We start from the raw sequence: 17,940 nt of genomic DNA on the forward strand, positions 1-17,940 counted from the left end.
GCTTCCACGGCGAACCTTGATTTTTAAGTCATTCAATAGCATGATATAGACATTAGCCAACACGGTCGGGTGGGATTATTTTGAGCGATGTATATTTGAACTGGTTTACGACGGATGAGCATTTCCCCTTTTTCATTCAGTATGGAGGGCATGAAGAGGACACTTCCTATCATCATCATGTGGATTTCTCCGAATTGGTCATCGTGCTGAACGGACATGCCACCCATATCGTCAACAACGAAGAATCCTTCATCAAGAAGGGAAATGTCTTTGTGATCAACGGCGGAACGAAGCATGCCTATAAAGAGCCTTACGATTTTAAAATCTGCAATATTATGTTCAAGCCCGAGATACTTAAGTCCGCCGGCCCCGATCTGCGGACCTTGAACGGTTATCAGGCGTTGTTTATTTTGGAACCGTTCTATCGCAGTATTAATCCTTATAAAAGCAAATTGAATATGTCGATTTCAAGCCTGGAGTATGTCTCTTCGCTCATTTCTTTCATGATCGAGGAATACGAAGCCAAGCAGCAGGGCTATCAGACGATGCTGGCTTCCCGCTTTATGGAACTCGTCGTTTATTTATCCCGGCAGTACGATCATTTGGAGAAGGATGCCGACAGCGGACTGATGCATTTGGCCGGTGCCATTTCATATATCGAGGACCACTATCTCCAGCCGATCACCCTGGAGGAAATCGCGGCCAAGTCGAATATATCCATCAGGCATTTAAACCGCATCTTTAAAGCCTATTATCAAACGACGCCGATGACCTATCTGCAGCGGCTCCGGCTGGAAAGGGCCTGCGCGCTGTTAAAGCAGACTCGTCTCTCCGTAACCGAAATCTCTTATGCAAGCGGGTTTAACGACAGCAATTACTTTGCCCGACAGTTTAGAAAGACGTACGGAATGTCGCCCAAATCGTACCGAAATAAGCGGTAACGACAAAAAAGGCAGCAGGCTTAAAAATAGCCGCTGCCTTATCCGTTTTACGATTCATCCGCCGGGTCATAATCAAACCAGTCGAAGGACGCGGGCGAGGAATCCCCCGTTTCACTGGTTGCATACATCGCGATAAATACTCCCGTAAAACCGCCCGCCACTTCTGTGGAGAGCAGGTGAGTCTCCCCCCAACCCAATTCGATCGAGCCGGTTTCCCGCGCCCGGACAAAGGCCGTGAATTTCTCGGGAAGCGCCTTAATTTGCAGCACCAAAGGTCCGGCAGGACAATCGCGCGTCTCCTCCACCCTCAGCGACCCGACGGTTCGCCGGAATACGAGCAGCTTGCGCCCGTTTACCCGCCGTACGGCCAAATCATAATGATGCTTTTCGCTCTTGTAAACGGTCAATCCGGCCTCCTCCCCGTCGTTCAACGGTTCGAAATCCAACGCCGCCTCCATATTGCAGGAAAAATGGCAAAGGCGACGGCCTACAAAGGCCGGGGAGCCCGTATCGTCCAATGAGATTCTATCGCCATGCAGAACAAGAGAACCCGGCCGTTCCGTGAGCGACCAACTCCCCTCCCGGGGATTCCGCAAAAAGCTCCATTCCAGCCCCAATCGGGTTTCGCCGAAATCGTCCCGAACCTGCTTTGCCGGAAAGCGGACTTCAGGAAGCCGGGGCGCGTCCATGACCGGCTCGATATGCGTATTGTTGCCGATAACCGGCCAGCCGTCGGCCGTCCAGGTCACCTTCGCCAGGAACACTTCCCGGCCCAGATGGTGGCCCATCGGATAGGAAACGGGTCTTATACCCAGGCAAACCGCCCACCAGCTGCCGTCCTGAGCCTGAATCAGATCGGCATGACCCGCGGCGTGGATGGTGCTCTTCATGCTGCGGTTGGAAAGTATGGGGTTATGGGGGCAAGATTCATAAGGCCCGTACGGATCGTCGCTTCTTGCAATCGTCTCCATATGCCCGTACTCGGTCCCGCCCTCGGCGATCATCAAATAATACTGCCCATGAATTTTATATACATGAGGCGCTTCGGGATGGGCTCCGCCCGTACCTTTCCAGATCAGACGGCTCTCCGTCAGCATCCGGCCGGTTTCGATGTCGATTTCGCATTGATAAATGCCGTCGCCCTGATCGCCGGCGCAGGCGGAATGAAAGTAAACGCGGCCGTCATCGTCAAACAATAGCGACGGATCTATGCCGCTTTGCGCGACCGGAATCGGATCGGACCACGGGCCTTCCGGATTCCTGGTTTTGACATAGAAATTGCCGGAACCGCTCACGTTGGTGGTCACCATATAAAACCAGCCGTTATGATAACGAATCGTTGGGGCGAAGATCCCCCCCGAACTCCATGCCTTGGTCAGCGGGAGCTGCGTCTCCGTGGTGAGACAATGGCCGATCTGACGCCAATGGACAAGATCCTTGCTATGAAATACAGGCACTCCCGGGAAATATTCGAACGAGCTGGTGACCAAATAATAATCGTCGCCTACCCGGCAAATGCTGGGGTCGGGATGAAATCCCGGAATAACCGGATTGGTATACTGCATTAGCCGCACTCCTGTCTAAGTCGATTGTTCCGATTCATCTCCATTTTATTTTACAAAGCATAGGGGAACCTTAACTTTCAAGCCGCACAACTAGCATGATATAGACATGTCCCTCTACCCAATTTCATGCCCTTATAAAGGCAAAAAAGCAGCCGGTCGTTTCCGGGCCGGCCGCCTATATCGGCAATGGCGCCGCTTACGGCTTATCCCAAAGCCACATCAAGAATCATCATCACTACAAAACCGATCATTAAACTCATGGACGCAAGGTCCTTGTTGCCTTTTTCCTGAGAGCTTGGAATAACTTCCTCGGCTACGACGAATATCATCGCGCCCGCCGCAAAGCTTAAGGCGAACGGCAGCAACGGTTCCACAAACGCGACGGCCAACGCGCCGATCACCGCGGCGATCGGTTCGACCATCCCGGAAAATTGCCCGTAGAAAAAGCTTTTCTTGCGGGACATCCCCTCGCCTCTTAAAGGCATGGAAACGGCGACCCCTTCCGGGAAGTTCTGTATGCCGATGCCGAGCGCCAGCGTCAAAGCCGCGGCCAAAGACGCCTCCGTCCCTCCGTTGGCCAGCGCGCCGAAAGCGATCCCCACCGCCAGGCCCTCCGGAATGTTATGCAGCGTTATCGCAAGCACCAACAATGTGCTTCTTTTTCTTTTATTCGGGTAATACCCCTCCGCTTTGCCGATGGAAGTATTCGGATGAAGGTGGGGCAGAATCTTGTCGATTCCCCACAAAAAAACGCCGCCGAGCAAAAAACCGACTGCCGGAGGAAACCAGCTTCCAAGAGGATGGTGCTCCGACATCTCAATGGCGGGCGCCAATAGGGACCAGTAACTGGCCGCGATCATCACGCCACCGGCGAACCCGAGCATGCTGTCCAGCAGCCGCTGGTTCAAGCTTTTCGTGGTAAACACGAGCGCCGCGCCGAGCGCCGTCATGCCCCATGTAAACAAAGTAGCAAAAAAAGCTTGGGTGATCGGATTAAAATTTTGAAAAAACTCTAACAAGGGAACAACTCCTTTTTGCCGAAAAGATGTCTATAGGAAACAAAGTTTCCCTTAGTAAAAATATTAAGCCCGATCTATAAATCAGTCAATTACTTTCTTGGATCGTGTCCGGCAAAAGCGTTTCTCCGCATCCGCCCGTTACAGCATATTCGGTTTTCTAGGCAACCGTGCCGTTTATTACTGTTATCCACTTACAGGATGAATAATCGTATGTGTATGAATAATCTTTCATGCCACATAATAAAAAAAGCCGCAAAATGCGGCGTAAAATGTGATAATCATGATTCGCTTGTTTAAGCTGTAATCTCTACCAACCAGGTTGATAATGCATCATCGACGATTTCTTTCGCGGCTTCGATATCGGTCCCCATGACGACCGCCAATTCGCTGAACAGGAGTTCTTCGGCCCGCTTCAAATATTTTTGGTCCGTCGGCGTGATTTTTTTGCCGTTTTGGACACAGCCGTGTTTTTTATAATGGATGGTCTTCATCAGCTTGATGAGGTCCCTGCAATCGTGGGTTTTCAAGTAAGCGTCATATTCGTCCGGCGTAAATTTCGGTTCGCCGCCCGGCGCATTGGCTTTGCCGGCAATTTGCGCGATCATTTCCTTCGCTTCCTCAGGGGTCACCACAGGCCGCATAAAAACTCGGGAATCGACGGGCGTGTAAATGACTTCCGTGCTGTAGACAGGGGACAGCTTATAGTACAGCTTCTTTTCCCCCTCGGTGATTTGGACCTGCGGATAATCGATCGACTGAATTTCACAAACCCCGCTCTGGCCGTAAATAATAAAATCCCCAATTTTATACATTGTAGAGCCTCCTTCAAAGGATCGGACTAAAAAGCCGGAAAAACCCCAAAGCAACGCGATAAAGATTTATCTATTGCTTGGGGTAAGGAAAAGTGAATTATTATGTTCAACGGAAAACTATATCTTTATTATACCATATATATGTCAAGTGCCCTTGCTTTACACTGTTTTTCTGCCCCGTTTTTTGCTGGAAAATAAAAAGCCACCCCGTAAGAGGTGACTGTTCAACTAAGTATTATAAAGTTTGCTTGTCCGCCTTGAGCTTGGCGAGCTCCGCCTGCACTTCCTCCTGCTCCGACCAGCCGGTCAGCCGGTCCGATACGGGGTCTGGGCTTCGGTAAGCCAGCGCTCCCGTCTCCAGACGCATGATCTTCTCCTCCATCCGGTCAAACCCGCGCGAGATCCTGCCTGCATCTCCGGAGGGCGCATAAGCTTTCGCTGCCCGCAAAGCGGCCGCCGCATTGCTGTGCGCCAGTAGAAAGCCCAGCTTATCGCTTAATTCCTTATGCAGATCCCGCAGCCGCTCCATCTCCTTACCGAGCGCTTCCGCCTGTTCCTGTACCGCTTCGCGCTGCTCCATATAAGTCTGCTGCAGCTTCGCGTGGTGCAATTTCTCCTGAATGGCCAGCGAAGCGATATCGTCCCGGTTGCGCTCGACCGCAAGCTCGGCCTGACGGGCGCGTTTGTCGATCACCTGGCCGGTTCTCGCGACCAGCGCATCATATTGTTGTTTCGCGGCAATCTGAGCCTTTAGCGCCGAACGGGTATGGTCAATCTGCTCTTCCAGCTGTCTGATATAATGCTTGGCCATACTGACCGGATCCTCCACCTGATCAAGCAGCCGATGCGCGTCGGCGGCGGCAATATCTTTCATTCTCGCAAAAATCCCCATAGATTAGTCCTCCTTTGTTGTCTCGCGTTCCCATTCGTCCAGGAAGCGTCCCCGGCTTCCGCTCGTCTCAAACGATGAAGATAGAGCGCCGGAAGCCTGTGGCCATGTATATTTACGGTTATTTTTAAATCTTAAGTAAAGCAAGAAAACGACGGTCAGAACAACCAGGCCCCATAAAGGCGTGAGCAAGCTCATTGTACATAAAGCCGCAAATGCGGCCCCTGCCCATTTCAGCAATCCCGTCGCCTTGATGAATAGAGCTGCGCCGCAAATCAGCAGGCCGATTTGAAGCAGTCCGATCCACGCCGGATTCGTCTCCGTCACCGTATGCTCTTCAGCTTTCATGAAAACCGGGTAACCCGGATGGCCGTGTCCGGCGGCCTGATGCCAAGCCTGGCGATGATTGGCGCCTTCGCTCAGGAGCACCTCCGCCCCTTTACAAACCGTCAGCAAAAACAAAACGGACATAAAGCCGATCGCGACACCTGCAATTATTGATGCTCGCTTCATTCATGCGTCACCTCCTTCCATGTTTGTAGCTTAGTATGAGAACCTTTAATCAACCTTAAATGATTCAAAAGGTTTGGTTCGGACGACAAAAAAGGACGAGTAAACCGGCCGCAGCCGGTACCGTCCTTTTTCCTGTCGTGTAGCAAATTCCTGAATGAATCGTCCGTTTACGATACGTCCGCCTGAAGCGACCGTTTAAACTGGCTGTTATACAGCTCGTGATAGACGCCGTTCAAGCCCATCAGCTCTTCATGATTCCCCTGCTCGACGATCCGGCCGCTTTGAATGACCAGAATCCGGTCCGCATCGCGGATCGTACTGAGCCTGTGGGCGATGACGAAGCTGGTGCGTCCCTTCATCAGCGTCTTCATGGCCTGCTGGATATGCATCTCCGTCCGCGTATCGACGCTGCTGGTCGCTTCGTCGAGGATCAGAACGGCCGGATCGGCGAGAATCGCCCGCGCGATCGTCAATAGCTGGCGCTGTCCGTGGCTGAGGCTGCCGCCCTCCGCGCCCAGCATCGTGTCATAGCCGTGCGGCAGCCTGGCGATAAACCCGTCGGCGTTGGCGAGCTTCGCCGCCTCCACCACCTCGCGGTCGGTGGCGTCCAGACGGCCGAACCGGATATTGTCCCGGATCGTCCCCGAGAAGACGTGGGCGTCCTGAAGCACCATCCCGAGCTGGCTGCGCAGCGCGTTTTTGTTCAGCTCCCGGATTTCCCGCCCGTCGATAAACACCGAGCCCCCGTTGATTTCATAAAATCGGGTCAGCAGGTTGACGATCGTCGTTTTCCCGGCGCCCGTCGGGCCGACAAGCGCGATCTTCTCGCCCGGCATCGCTTCGAAAGACACCTCTTTCAAGATCGGCTCATCCGGCTTATAGCCGAATGACACCTTGCGAAATGCGACTTCCCCGCGCAGCCTCGGCAGTTCTCCGCCCGCTTCGCCGCCATATTCGGAAGGCATATCCATCACCTCGAACACCCGCTCCGCCCCGGCGATCGCCGACTGAATCAAATTGTACTGATTGGCCAGTTCCGAGATCGGCCGGCCGAACTGCTTGCCATAGTTCAGGAAGCTGACGATGACGCCGACCGAAGCCATGCCGTGGAATGCCATCCAGCCGCCGACGCCGGCGATCAGCGCGAAATCAAGGTTGTTGATCATATTCATGACCGGGCCGACGAATCCCGAAACGATCTGCGCGCGAATGCTGTATTTGTTCAGTTCGCCGCTGATGTTGCGGAACCGCTTCGTTTCCGTCTCTTCCCGGCCGTACTGCTTGATCACCTTTTGACCGGTGATCGCTTCCTCGATGAACCCGTTCAGCTCGCCCAGATGGCGCTGCTGGTTTTTGAAATACGTCCGGCTCAAGCCCGTTATTTTCCGGCTGGCGAGCAGGACGAGCGGGATCGTCACCAGCGCGACGATCGTCAGTGGAATATTCAGCGTGAGCATGAGCACCAGCGAGCCGCTCAGCGTAATCAAGCTGTTCAGCAGCTGGGTCACGCTCTGGTTCAGCGTGTTTGACACATTGTCGATGTCATTGGTCGCCCGGCTCATCAGTTCGCCGTTGGCATGAGTGTCGAAGAATTGCAGCGGAAGCTCCTGATACTTGGCGAACAGGTCGCGCCGCAGCTCGAACACGGTACGCTGCGAAACGGCTGTCATCACGTACGCCTGCACCCAGGCGACCGCGCTGCCGAGCGCGTAGATGCCGAGCAGGAGCAGGCAGAACCGGACAAGCAGTCCATAATCGCCGGGAAGGATGGCCGTGTCGATCGCTTTCCCCAGCAAGTAGGGCCCGATCAGCGAAACGACCGCATTCAGCGCGGTGAACACGTATACCAGGATCAGTCCCTTTCGCTGGCGGTTCAAATAGGACCAGATGCGTTTGATCGTGGCCGAGCGGTTCTTGGCGCGCACTTTCGGCACCGCGCCGGGGCCGCGTCCGGGCCCGATCCCCGGGCCCCGCATGCCGCCGAAGCCGCCTTGCCCCGGACCTCCGGGCACCGGCACCGGGGACCGATTATTGTGATTGGACATACGGTTCCTCCTCTCCCTTCAGCTGCGAATTCCGGATATCCCGGTAAATTTCACTGCTGCGCATCAGCTCCGCATGGGTTCCTTCCGCCGCGATCCGGCCGTTCTCCAGAATCAATATCCGGTCGGCGTCCATAATGGACGATACCCGCTGGGCGATCAGGATATTGGTGCTATCCCGCATTTGCTCTTTCAGCCGCCCGCGAATCCGCGATTCGGTCACCGCATCCAGCGCGCTGGTGCTGTCGTCCATAATCAGGATTTGCGGCCGGATCAGCAGTGCCCGGGCGATCGAGAGCCGCTGCTTCTGCCCGCCGGATAGGTTAATGCCCCGCTGGCCCAGCACGGTGTCGTATCCCTGCGGGAGCTTCGAGATGAAGCCGTGCGCCTCGGCGGCAATGGCGGCCTGTTCTACTTCCTCGTCCGCGGCGTCCGGACGGCCGTAGCGGATATTGTCGCGGATCGTGCCGCTGAACAGGATGGTCCGCTGCATGACGAAGCCGATGCGGCTGCGCAGTTCATCCAGCTTGAGCTCCCGGATATCCGTACCGTCGATCGAAATGGAGCCGGACGAGACCTCGTACAGCCGCGGAATCAGGCTGACCAGCGTCGATTTGCCCGCGCCGGTGGCCCCGAGGATCGCGACCGTTTCCCCCGGCCGGGCCGTAAAGCTGATGTCCTCCAGGACGAGATTCTCGTCGGCCGCATCATAGGCGAACGACACGCGGTCAAAATCGATCCGGCCGGCGTGAATGGCGCCGCTTGTCGCGGAGGCGGAGGGCGCGTCCGCAATCTCGCTGGCGGTCGCAAACACTTCATTCACCCGGTCTGCCGACACCTTCGCCCGTGAGACGAAGGTTAGCGTATTGCTCAGCATCATCATCGACATTAACAGCTGGGTGACATAGTTGATAAACGCGATCAGATCGCCGACAGGTAGCTCGCCGTTCCAGTTCTGGAGCCCGCCGAACCAAAGCACGGCGACGATGCTGGCATTTAGGATAAGCATCATGATCGGCATATTTAATGACATTAAACGTATCGCCTTGATGCCTATATGCGTGTAGTCCTCGTTGGCCGCATCAAACCGCTTCTGTTCATGATTGGCGCGGACAAACGCTTTAACGACGCGGATACCCGTGAGATTTTCCTGCATGACGGTACTGACTCCGTCCAGTCTTGCCTGCATCTTCGCAAATAAAGGGAATGAAAGCTTAATCAGTACGTACAAAAGCCCGAACAGCAGCGGCACCGAAACAAGCAATATCAGCGACAGCGCCGGACTGATCCGGATCGCCATCACCAGGCTGCCGATCAGCAGCAGCGGCGATCGGACAAACGACCGCAAAATCATCTGCATAAAGGTTTGCAACTGCACCACGTCGTTCGTTAAACGCGTGATCAACGATCCCGTCTTCAGAAGGTCCAGATTCCGGTTCGAGAACGTCTGGATATGCTCGAACAGCTTGATCCGCAAATCGTTGCCGAAATTCTGGGAGGCAAAGCTGGAAAAAACGGTGCAGCCCGCTCCGCCGATCAGACCGATCACCGCCACGCCCAGCATGGTCAATCCCGTGGAAACGATATGCCCCAAATCGTTCCTCATCAGCCCTTCGTCGACGATGCTTGCCATCAGCGTAGGCTGCAGCAAATCCATAAATACCTCGACCACCATCAAGAGCGGCGCCAGCAGGCACCATAGCCAGTATGGCTTCAAATAGCTTCTAAGTTTCCACATTTACGTTCACCTTCTGCGTTTAGGACAAATATGTAATCTTGGCCGTTATCGGGGTTCTCGGTTTGACAGGCGGGATTTCCGCGGGATAGCCGATCCCGAACACGCCGATGACCTCGTAATCTTGGGGTACGCCCAGAATATTGCGGTTTGCTTCGGATGAACCCATGGAGGACCAGAATGTACCGGCCCCCGCTTCATGTGCCGCCAGCAAGAAATTTTGCACGAAGCAGGACACCGCCATCATATTCTCGTCGCGTTCGAACGGCGTGTTCCCCGGTTTGGACAATACAGCCATGACCGCAGGCGCTTGGCCGAAATTCGTCTTATGATTTAATTTCGCGCGGGTATCCGGCCCGACAAACAGCACCTCCCACGGTTCGTTTACACGATGATTCGGCGCATAGCTTGCGGCTTCCAGCCAAGACAACAAGACATTCTCGTCGATAGGATCGGGCTTGAATAATTTAATGTTTCTGCGTGATTTAATGGCATTAATTATTGTCATGATCCGAATCGTCTCCCCCAGGTTTAGAATCGTTTTCGGGCAATACCTCATGAAGCTCAAACACATGAATAAACTCCCGGATGATCGCATCGGTCGCCTTCAATTCGCCGCTGATCACCGGTTTAATGGCCTCGTACTCCGGCTGATTCAGCTGTGCGAGCAAGGTCGTACGCTTGATATTCAGCCTTTCGAGAAAAGCGATCGCTCTTCCCCGGCGAAAGGTCTGCGCGCTTTGAAAATGTTTCTTGCCGTGATCTTCATGCTGCCGGCCCCGGCCTTCCATTCGCTCCTTATAGGCGTGATGCCCTTTATGCTCATGCCAACCTTCGCGCATGCCGCTCCCCCCTTAGAATGTATACAAACGTATACGTTTAATATTTGTATACAAATGTATACGACTTTTTGACGATTGTCAATTATTGTTTATTTGAAAGATTGAAAATTCGTTTTCAAAAAAGTCTTGAAATTTAGAAAATTTTTTTGGTATATTGAAAAACAGACTGGTCGGTATGGAGGAGGTGCACGAAAGGAAATGGACACAAAATCACTGATCATCGACATCGCGACAGCTCTTTTCCAGAAAAAAGGGTACATGGGTGTAGGATTGAACGAAATCCTGAAAGCATGCAAGGTTACAAAGGGCGCGCTCTATCATCATTTCCCGAACGGAAAGGAAGAATTGCTCATCGCTTGCCTGGATGCCATGAACAGAGCGATTACTACGGATATCGAGGATATCTTCAATCGCCATCCGAATACGCAAGCAGCCACACAAGCGATGATCGAAAAGATGATTGCCGATTTTGATCAAAAAGGCTCGATCACCGGTCATACGTTTATCAGTATCGTCAGTGAAATGGGTTCGGTCAGCGAACCGGTCCGTAACGCCTGCTCCTTGTTATACACGAGGATTCAAGCGATTTATGCGGACAAACTCGCAGCGGACGGAATGTCACAAGAAGACGCCAATGCGATGGCTCTCATGATGACGGCTTCGATCGAGGGCGGGACCATGCTTTGTTTAACCAATAAAACAAGCGAACCGCTAAAAATGATTTCTCAAATACTGCCGAAAATTAGTCTAATTCATTAAAAAGGAGATTTTCATGGGAACGCAATTGGAAGCTAAAAATCCGAAATCAATGGCCTTCATCTTGATGTTGGGGGCTTTTATCGGATTATTCGGAGAAACGGCTTTAAATATGGCATTGACCAATGTCATGGAAGATTTCTCGATCCCGGCGCCTACGGCGCAATGGCTTACAACGGGATATTTATTGGTACTCGCCATTCTGGTGCCGATTTCCGCGCTTTTGATGAAGTGGTTTTCTACAAGACAATTAGTCCTGGGGGCACTCGTCATTTCGCTGGCGGGAGCTGCCCTGGCGGCATTGGATATAAATTTCGCGGTTCTATTGATCGGCCGGTTAGTGCAAGCTGTCGGTACCGGTCTGTTATTGCCGGTCATGTTGAATGTCGTATTGATTATTTTCCCCGTACAAAAGCGCGGCGTTGTGATGGGAATTGTAGGTCTGGTCATCACAACCGCTCCGGCGATCGGCCCGACTCTTTCGGGGGTTATTATCAGCACATTGGGCTGGTCCTACATCTTCTGGATTAGCGCCTTATTATACTTACTCCTGCTAGTCATCGGGTTGCCTAAAATCACCAATGTCTCGGAAATTACAAAGCCCAAAATCGATGTTTTATCCATCCTTCTATCGACCGTCGGGTTTGGCGGGTTTATTTTTGCATTGGCCACGATGGCGGAAGAACCCTTTTCTTCGGTGAAAGTTTGGCTGCCTTTAATTGTCGGAATTATTGCCCTGATTCTATTCTGTATTCGCCAGATGAAAATGGCTCAACCGATGATCAATTTGCGCGTGTTCAAGTTTTCTATGTTTACATTAGGAACATTAATTATGTTTCTGAGCATTCTGATCATCTTGTCGACATCGATTCTATTGCCGATGTATTTGAAGGGCGCTTTACTGTTCAGTGCCGCTATAGCGGGCGTCTTGCTGCTTCCCGGCAACGCCGTCAACGTAGTGATGTCTCCGCTTGTCGGTAAACTGTTTGACAAATTCGGAGCGCGTTATTTCGCCATAATGGGCTTTATCTTTGTATTAATCGGCAATATGATCTTCCTGACCACGATTTCGGCCACCACGCCCGTATGGCAAATTGTCGTGGCGTTCATGATTTTGTTCTTCGGCTTAACGATGACAACCATGCCGGCCCAAACCAACGCGCTCAATCAATTGCCGCGGGAATTGTACGCCGACGGCTCGGCGGCGATGAACACCTTGAACCAGGTAGCCGGCGCGGCGGGTACGGCGATCGCGATTACGCTGTTCACCAGCGGTCAAACCGGTTATCTCGTGAATTTCCCGAACGCCGCCCAACCGGAAATATTGGCTGCCGGAGTCAAATATGCTTTTTACTTCATTACAGGTATTTCCGCGGTCGGATTTATCGGTTCTTTATTTATCAAGAAAAAGCAGCTTACCGAAAAAGCGCACTAATCAATTTAACTAGCACCTGGCCACTAACGTCTGAAGAAGCATAGAAATGAATAATGGAGGCCCGTCATACCGGTAGCCTCCGTTTTCATTTTTTTATTGCGTGCTTAATTGCCTCTTTATAGCCAGAATCGCCCCGATATGTAGTCCTTCATGAAAAATGGTTCTGACGAGAACCTGCTCGACGGTGAACATCCCCATATCGGTTGGAGCAAATTCCTCATCCATCCGGTCCCGGTACTTCTCCCGAATGATCTCGGGCTGCTCCCGCAGCAAGGTCACAAGCTCCGGCAACGCCGGCGTCTCATCCGTAAACCGGGAAGGATCGGTGCCGTATCCGAACCATTCATTCAACTTTGCCGGAAATGGAATTTCCTCTTTCGTCAGCGCCTTGAGCCATAAGTATTGATCCACATAGACATGGCCGAGATTCCAGCGGATGTTGTTGTTGAATCCTTTCGGTATGTTGTCCGCTTCCGCCGCGGATACGCTCGAGACGATATCCAACAGCTCGCCCCGGTACGAACTTAACTGCGTAAATAATACTTCATGTCTTTTTTCCATCGGGCACCTCCCCATTTATAGAAGAATTAGATAAATTCAAGGAAATTCCTGCATAAATTATAAATATTCCAAACAAGCCAAAACCACCGGACACGCGGAGAACGCCAAGTCCGGTGGTTTTGTGATTTTACGATCCGCCTACTTACAGCCCCCAAGTACGGCTTACAATTACAAGCAGGATAAAGAGAACGAGGATAACACCGACGCTTGTGTACCAGCCGCCGCCGCCTACTACTTCGCTCATAAATCACTGCCCCTTTCTCGCTAGGATAATATATCTTATGAAGGACGATCGGTTTGTTATGGACGTATATTATTAGGAAAACGCATATTTTAAGAAAGCGGGAATGACATTCAGCGTTAAGAAGAGGTTTCAGAGGTAAGCGGCCAGGCAGCTTTAAGCCCGCTCGTTGCCGGTTCTTCCTCTATATCTGTGCGAATGATGAATCCTGCCGTTGACGGTCGTCACTCCCTCGAAATAATGGTAATGTCCGCCCTCCGGCAAGGGAATCGCCGGACCGGTTGTCCCGCGAATGTAATGAAGATGTTGATCATTGAACGAAGTTTCCAAACGATAATGATGTACGTGGGGAACGCCGCTTGGCGCCGGTTCCGTTACCCCCGCATAATGATGATAATGCCCGACATCATACGAGGTATCGCCGGAAATGGGATGCACATGGTAGTTTACCGGTTTTCCGTCCCATGAAGTGATGTGAAGCGTGTGCTGATGCTCGTTACTGTTCGGCCCTGAACCGTCCGAATGAAACATGAAGCCTGTTATGGGTACTTCCATCCATACTCATCCTCCAATATGCGAATTATTTAAGCCGTATATCTGATCCAAAAATAATGCTATCAAAATATATGGTTCCGCTGCCGATTTGGTTCCAACGCGGAGGATTTGTTCGCTATATCTTCTCAGGATCGTACTCATTTAGCTTCCCCTCGTAAATCAAATGAAGACGCTCGCTCTGACGGAAATCATCCGGCGTAACCAATGCGGGCAGTTTGTTCCACAGCTTGATGCCCGATCGTTCCAAAATTTCCGCGACGAATTGCGAGCAGAAATAAGAATTGCTGAATTCTATCGGCTCTTTGAGCGCTATGCCGATCACGCCGAGAATGTTGTAAATGTACTTGTTGTCTTTACGGATAAACACTTGCAGCACCCGCTTCATTTTTTCGGCCTCGCGGTCGGAAATATGAAGCTCGTATAAGACACACGTCGTATTCGGATACTTGCTGAATGTGCCCGTTTGGATATCCTCTCTCACGAACCCCCCGTTCAAGGGATTGTTCGGATTTTTTCTTCCAAAGCTGTACAACTCCGAAAGCTCCCGGTTAAATGAAATCGAGGCGTGATTATAAGGGGCTCTGGTATAACCCTGAATCATCCTCGTAAAAAGCGTCCCCGTATTCGTAAGTAAAATATAGACCGATCTTTCGGCTGCCATTGCAAAATTTCCCCTTATCAAGAATGGACTATTCCTTCATAATAACATAGGATGCCTTTTATGAAATCTATCCGGCGGCAAGGGGGAACTGACACATGGATAGCTTGCATTTCACACTAATCGCAATTTTGATCGCCTTAATGGCCATACATTTGATCTACTATGGGATTCGCCGTAAGCGACCGGAAAAAGACTATTCCGCATTCGGGCTCCGGCTAAGAACCTGGTGGGGGATGTTTTTGATTCTTTGTCTGGCCACCCTGTTTAACCGGGTTGTCTCCTTGCTCGCTATCATGGTCCTTTCTTTCTTCGCCTTGAAAGAATACTTCGCCATGATCCGTTCCAGAAAGCCCGATCGCCGGCTGTTTCTGTGGGCCTACTTAACGATTCCCGTGCAATTCTATTGGATATATATTGAATGGTACGGTATGTTTATCGTCTTTATCCCGGTTTATGTATTCTTGCTCCTCCCGCTCCCGCGGCTGATCAACAAAGGAACGGTCGGCTTCGTGCGCAGTGTCAGCCGCGCCCAATGGGGGCTTATGCTGATGGTGTTCGGTCTTAGCCACCTCGCTTATTTTCAATTTGCTACGCCGCAGTATGGAGCTGGACTGGTGTTATTTTTGGTCGTATTGACGACTCTAAACGATATCGTGCAATATCTGGCCTCCACTTCCTTCGGCAAACATAAAGTAGTTCCGACGGCCAATCCTTACCTCACCTGGGAGGGCCTAGCCGTTGCTTTTCCCGTCACAACGGCGGCATCCTATCTGATCTATCCGTTCCTGACTCCGCTGGATCCGGCATTCGGACTCTTATCCGGCATGCTTATCAGCTTGAGCGGATTTTTCGGCAGCCTGACGGTTTCCGTGCTGAAGCGGGATCTGCTGATCGGCGATGACGACAAGTCTCAAGCTCCAAAACAAAGCTATTTAAGCCTGGTCGATACGTTAACATATACCTCGCCGGTGTTTTTTCATGTAATCCGGTACTTTTATGATTTTATGTAAACCTGAAAGCCGCTCAGATTTATTAGCAGTACGCAAAAAACCGCCATTAGGCGGTTTTTTCAATTAATCTTATTTATTGAGATCCGAAATCAACTGTTTGAACGCATCTTCGGATACTCCGGCTCCGCCGAATGCAAGCAGCCCGCGCAGCGGCATATATTGCAGCATGGCCGCCATCATATCCGCATGATCGTCGTTTTCGTCCAAGCTGAACATACCGCTTGATTGCTGAAATTTGGCAAGCAGTTCATTAAAGAGAGCCGCCGATTCCGGGTCTTGCAGAATATCCCCGATCGTCGTGTTGAGCGTATACGTCTTCTTCAGCTTAACCGTAGAATGGACCGTCAACTTGCCGACAAGTGACGGTTCTTGCGAAGACGGACCCACGATGATTTCAAACTCCCCGGTCTCGACATGCCAATCCTTCAATTCAACGTTATAATAAGCGAAGGCTCTTTTGCCTAGCGTAATCGTAACCGTTTCGGATTGGCCCGGCTTCAGGCTTACCTTGGCAAAGCCTTTCAGCTCTTTGTCCGGGCGGATTACCGTGCTTGCCACGTCGCGCACGTACAATTGAACAATTTCCTGCCCTTCCCGCCCGCCTGTGTTCGTTACGGTTACGCTGACTTGAACCGTCTCCGTGTCTTTTATTTCACTGCGGTTCAGCTTCAAATCGCTATACGCGAACGAAGTATAGCTTAATCCGTGCCCAAACGGGAACAATGTCGCCATTTCCTTCTTCTCGTAATAGCGATAACCGACGAACAGGCCTTCTTTATATTCCACTCGGTCCCCTTCGCCGGGGAAATTCAAGTAAGACGGGTTGTCGCTCAGCTTCAGCGGGAACGTCTCCGCCAGCTTGCCGGACGGATTTTTGATTCCGTACAGCAGGTCCGCAATCGCTCCGCCCGCCGCCTGACCGCCGAGATAGCTCTCGAGCACGGCTTTGACGCCGCCGATCCAAGGCATGACGACCGGAGACCCGTTCAGCAGTACCACGACAACGTTACTGCTTACTTCGGTTACGCTTGCGATCAGCATATCCTGGTTCTCCGGCAACCGTAAATGCGTGCGGTCATAGCCCTCCGATTCGTACCGGTCCGGCAAGCCGGCAAAAATGACCACCGTATCGGCTTCAGCCGCCATGCGTTTCGCTTCCGCAAGTAATGCCTCATCGACGGCGTCATTATCTAGGTGGTAGCCTTGCGCATAAGTCATTAGCTCCTGCTTGGCCGCCAGCTTGGTTAGTTCCTCGTACGGGCTGTCGAGCTGCGTCGGCACGATATGCGAGCTGCCGCCACCTTGATAGCGAGGAGTTTGGGCAAATGCGCCGATGACGGCAATCTTGCTCTCCTTGCGGAGCGGCAGTACGCTGTCCTCGTTTTTCAACAGCACCATGCTCTCGGCAGCCACCTCCCTCGCAAGCGCATGATGGGCCTTCGCGTCATAGGTTGCGTTTTCTTTGTTATGATCCACCGCCATGAAAATAATCCGCAGCAATCTGGCCACCGCCCGGTCGAGTGCCGCCTCGGACAGCTTCCCGTTTCGGACCGCTTCAATAACTTTACGTTCGCCGATGCCGTTGCTTGCGGGCATTTCAAGCTCCAGCCCGGCGGCAAGCGCATTATCCCGCTCATTGACGGCGCCCCAATCCGAGACGACAAAGCCCTCGTGTCCCCATTCGTCCTTCAATATGTCGGTCAGCAATTTCGCATTTTCGGAGGCATAAGCTCCGTTTACCCGATTATAAGAACACATGACCGTCCAAGGCTGCGCCTTCCTTACCGCTCCTTCGAAGCTTGCCAAGTATATCTCCCGCAGCGTGCGTTCATCCACGATCGCATTCGTTGACATCCGCCGGTGTTCTTGATTGTTCACGGCAAAATGCTTTAAGGATGTCCCTACACCCTGGCTTTGTACGCCCTGGATATGACTGGCGGCCAGCTCGGAGGACAAGTAAGGGTCTTCGGAAAAATATTCGAAGTTTCTGCCGCACAGCGGAGAGCGTTTGATATTGGCTCCCGGCCCCAGCAGAACCGCAACATTTTCCGCCTGGCATTCTTCACCCAGCGCCTCGCCCACACGGTATATCAGCTCAGTGTTCCAGGAGCTCGCCAAGCCCGCTGCCGACGGGAAACATGTAGCCGGAACACTGTTCGACAACCCCAAATGGTCGGCCGATTCGTTCTGCTTCCGCAGGCCATGCGGACCGTCGGTGACCATAATGGAAGGGATGCCCAAGCGCTCCACGCCTTTCAGATGCCAGAAGTCCAATCCGGAGCACATCCCCGCCTTTTCCTCTAATGTCATTTGCTCTATGATTGCATTGATGTCACGCTGTTGGTTCATTTGTTCTACCTCCG

General features: G+C 52.2%; 18 protein-coding genes. 4 read left to right on the plus strand and 14 right to left on the minus strand.

Translation table 11 applies throughout. From position 1 onward, the window contains the following. The first annotated feature begins 80 nt into the window (after positions 1-80). A complete protein-coding gene (locus tag V3851_RS07655; protein ID WP_331845933.1) occupies positions 81-941 on the plus strand; it encodes a helix-turn-helix domain-containing protein in 861 nt (286 codons plus the stop codon). 47 nt (positions 942-988) lie between these two features. Here V3851_RS07655 and V3851_RS07660 read toward each other — a convergent pair whose 3' ends face one another. From V3851_RS07660 to V3851_RS07700, 9 genes are all read right to left on the minus strand, one after another. Further along, positions 989-2,506, minus strand: coding sequence for a glycoside hydrolase family 43 protein (locus V3851_RS07660; RefSeq protein ID WP_331845934.1), 1,518 nt, complete (start codon positions 2,504-2,506; stop codon positions 989-991). A 203-nt stretch (positions 2,507-2,709) separates the two neighbouring features. Next, on the minus strand, positions 2,710-3,525 hold the full coding sequence (locus V3851_RS07665; RefSeq protein ID WP_331845935.1) for a ZIP family metal transporter: 816 nt from the start codon (positions 3,523-3,525) through the stop codon (positions 2,710-2,712). Between the two features lie 293 nt (positions 3,526-3,818). Beyond that, the gene (locus V3851_RS07670) at positions 3,819-4,337 is read right to left on the minus strand and encodes a CarD family transcriptional regulator (protein WP_331845936.1); all 519 of its coding nucleotides are present in this window, start codon (positions 4,335-4,337) and stop codon (positions 3,819-3,821) included. A 235-nt stretch (positions 4,338-4,572) separates the two neighbouring features. Continuing rightward, positions 4,573-5,229: a PspA/IM30 family protein gene (locus V3851_RS07675; RefSeq protein ID WP_331845937.1), complete on the minus strand. Its 657-nt coding sequence runs from the start codon at positions 5,227-5,229 to the stop codon at positions 4,573-4,575. Between the two features lie 3 nt (positions 5,230-5,232). Continuing rightward, a complete protein-coding gene (locus tag V3851_RS07680) occupies positions 5,233-5,739 on the minus strand; it encodes a hypothetical protein (RefSeq protein ID WP_331845938.1) in 507 nt (168 codons plus the stop codon). Positions 5,740-5,906: 167 nt separating this feature from the next. Then, the gene (locus tag V3851_RS07685; RefSeq protein ID WP_331845939.1) at positions 5,907-7,784 is read right to left on the minus strand and encodes an ABC transporter ATP-binding protein; all 1,878 of its coding nucleotides are present in this window, start codon (positions 7,782-7,784) and stop codon (positions 5,907-5,909) included. Next, positions 7,768-9,519 (minus strand): ABC transporter ATP-binding protein, encoded by a 1,752-nt coding sequence (locus V3851_RS07690; protein ID WP_331845940.1) that lies wholly within the window; start codon positions 9,517-9,519, stop codon positions 7,768-7,770. Before V3851_RS07690 ends, V3851_RS07685 begins: the two co-directional genes overlap by 17 nt. 19 nt (positions 9,520-9,538) lie before the next feature. Further along, entirely contained in the window at positions 9,539-10,024 is a 486-nt protein-coding gene (locus V3851_RS07695) for a nitroreductase family protein (RefSeq protein ID WP_331845941.1), read from the minus strand. Beyond that, positions 10,011-10,358 (minus strand): hypothetical protein, encoded by a 348-nt coding sequence (locus V3851_RS07700; protein WP_331845942.1) that lies wholly within the window; start codon positions 10,356-10,358, stop codon positions 10,011-10,013. The genes V3851_RS07695 and V3851_RS07700 overlap by 14 nt, the downstream gene beginning before the upstream one ends. A gap of 198 nt (positions 10,359-10,556) precedes the next feature. Here V3851_RS07700 and V3851_RS07705 point away from each other — a divergent pair, with 198 nt between their 5' ends. Then, the gene (locus V3851_RS07705) at positions 10,557-11,117 is read left to right on the plus strand and encodes a TetR/AcrR family transcriptional regulator (protein ID WP_331845943.1); all 561 of its coding nucleotides are present in this window, start codon (positions 10,557-10,559) and stop codon (positions 11,115-11,117) included. Between the two features lie 13 nt (positions 11,118-11,130). Then, positions 11,131-12,549, plus strand: coding sequence for a DHA2 family efflux MFS transporter permease subunit (locus V3851_RS07710; RefSeq protein WP_331845944.1), 1,419 nt, complete (start codon positions 11,131-11,133; stop codon positions 12,547-12,549). A gap of 93 nt (positions 12,550-12,642) precedes the next feature. Here the strand turns inward: V3851_RS07710 and V3851_RS07715 are convergent, their stop codons facing one another. The 4 genes from V3851_RS07715 to V3851_RS07730 all read right to left on the minus strand — a co-directional run bounded on the left by V3851_RS07715 (position 12,643) and on the right by V3851_RS07730 (position 14,567). Further along, on the minus strand, positions 12,643-13,110 hold the full coding sequence (locus tag V3851_RS07715; RefSeq protein ID WP_331845945.1) for a DinB family protein: 468 nt from the start codon (positions 13,108-13,110) through the stop codon (positions 12,643-12,645). A 142-nt stretch (positions 13,111-13,252) separates the two neighbouring features. Further along, the gene (locus V3851_RS07720) at positions 13,253-13,354 is read right to left on the minus strand and encodes a sporulation protein YjcZ (protein ID WP_331845946.1); all 102 of its coding nucleotides are present in this window, start codon (positions 13,352-13,354) and stop codon (positions 13,253-13,255) included. 153 nt (positions 13,355-13,507) lie between these two features. After that, the gene (locus V3851_RS07725) at positions 13,508-13,906 is read right to left on the minus strand and encodes a YmaF family protein (protein WP_331845947.1); all 399 of its coding nucleotides are present in this window, start codon (positions 13,904-13,906) and stop codon (positions 13,508-13,510) included. Between the two features lie 115 nt (positions 13,907-14,021). Then, positions 14,022-14,567: a hypothetical protein gene (locus V3851_RS07730; RefSeq protein ID WP_331845948.1), complete on the minus strand. Its 546-nt coding sequence runs from the start codon at positions 14,565-14,567 to the stop codon at positions 14,022-14,024. 95 nt (positions 14,568-14,662) lie between these two features. Here V3851_RS07730 and V3851_RS07735 point away from each other — a divergent pair, with 95 nt between their 5' ends. Next, positions 14,663-15,577, plus strand: coding sequence for a phosphatidate cytidylyltransferase (locus V3851_RS07735; protein ID WP_331845949.1), 915 nt, complete (start codon positions 14,663-14,665; stop codon positions 15,575-15,577). Between the two features lie 69 nt (positions 15,578-15,646). Here the strand turns inward: V3851_RS07735 and V3851_RS07740 are convergent, their stop codons facing one another. Further along, a complete protein-coding gene (locus V3851_RS07740) occupies positions 15,647-17,926 on the minus strand; it encodes a beta-glucosidase (protein WP_331845950.1) in 2,280 nt (759 codons plus the stop codon). Between the last annotated feature and the right edge of the window lie 14 nt (positions 17,927-17,940).

The organism is Paenibacillus haidiansis (assembly GCF_036553665.1).
Classification (GTDB): domain Bacteria; phylum Bacillota; class Bacilli; order Paenibacillales; family Paenibacillaceae; genus Fontibacillus; species Fontibacillus haidiansis.

Coding starts and splice junctions, on each gene's coding strand:
- V3851_RS07680 (WP_331845938.1), bottom strand. CDS start 5,739: ATGAAGCGAGCATCAATAATTGCAGGTGTCGCGATCGGCTTTATGTCC.
- V3851_RS07675 (WP_331845937.1), bottom strand. CDS start 5,229: ATGGGGATTTTTGCGAGAATGAAAGATATTGCCGCCGCCGACGCGCAT.
- V3851_RS07740 (WP_331845950.1), bottom strand. CDS start 17,926: ATGAACCAACAGCGTGACATCAATGCAATCATAGAGCAAATGACATTA.
- V3851_RS07710 (WP_331845944.1), top strand. CDS start 11,131: ATGGGAACGCAATTGGAAGCTAAAAATCCGAAATCAATGGCCTTCATC.
- V3851_RS07660 (WP_331845934.1), bottom strand. CDS start 2,506: ATGCAGTATACCAATCCGGTTATTCCGGGATTTCATCCCGACCCCAGC.
- V3851_RS07715 (WP_331845945.1), bottom strand. CDS start 13,110: ATGGAAAAAAGACATGAAGTATTATTTACGCAGTTAAGTTCGTACCGG.
- V3851_RS07700 (WP_331845942.1), bottom strand. CDS start 10,358: ATGCGCGAAGGTTGGCATGAGCATAAAGGGCATCACGCCTATAAGGAG.
- V3851_RS07695 (WP_331845941.1), bottom strand. CDS start 10,024: ATGACAATAATTAATGCCATTAAATCACGCAGAAACATTAAATTATTC.
- V3851_RS07705 (WP_331845943.1), top strand. CDS start 10,557: ATGGACACAAAATCACTGATCATCGACATCGCGACAGCTCTTTTCCAG.
- V3851_RS07670 (WP_331845936.1), bottom strand. CDS start 4,337: ATGTATAAAATTGGGGATTTTATTATTTACGGCCAGAGCGGGGTTTGT.
- V3851_RS07735 (WP_331845949.1), top strand. CDS start 14,663: ATGGATAGCTTGCATTTCACACTAATCGCAATTTTGATCGCCTTAATG.
- V3851_RS07690 (WP_331845940.1), bottom strand. CDS start 9,519: ATGTGGAAACTTAGAAGCTATTTGAAGCCATACTGGCTATGGTGCCTG.
- V3851_RS07720 (WP_331845946.1), bottom strand. CDS start 13,354: ATGAGCGAAGTAGTAGGCGGCGGCGGCTGGTACACAAGCGTCGGTGTT.
- V3851_RS07685 (WP_331845939.1), bottom strand. CDS start 7,784: ATGTCCAATCACAATAATCGGTCCCCGGTGCCGGTGCCCGGAGGTCCG.
- V3851_RS07730 (WP_331845948.1), bottom strand. CDS start 14,567: ATGGCAGCCGAAAGATCGGTCTATATTTTACTTACGAATACGGGGACG.
- V3851_RS07725 (WP_331845947.1), bottom strand. CDS start 13,906: ATGGAAGTACCCATAACAGGCTTCATGTTTCATTCGGACGGTTCAGGG.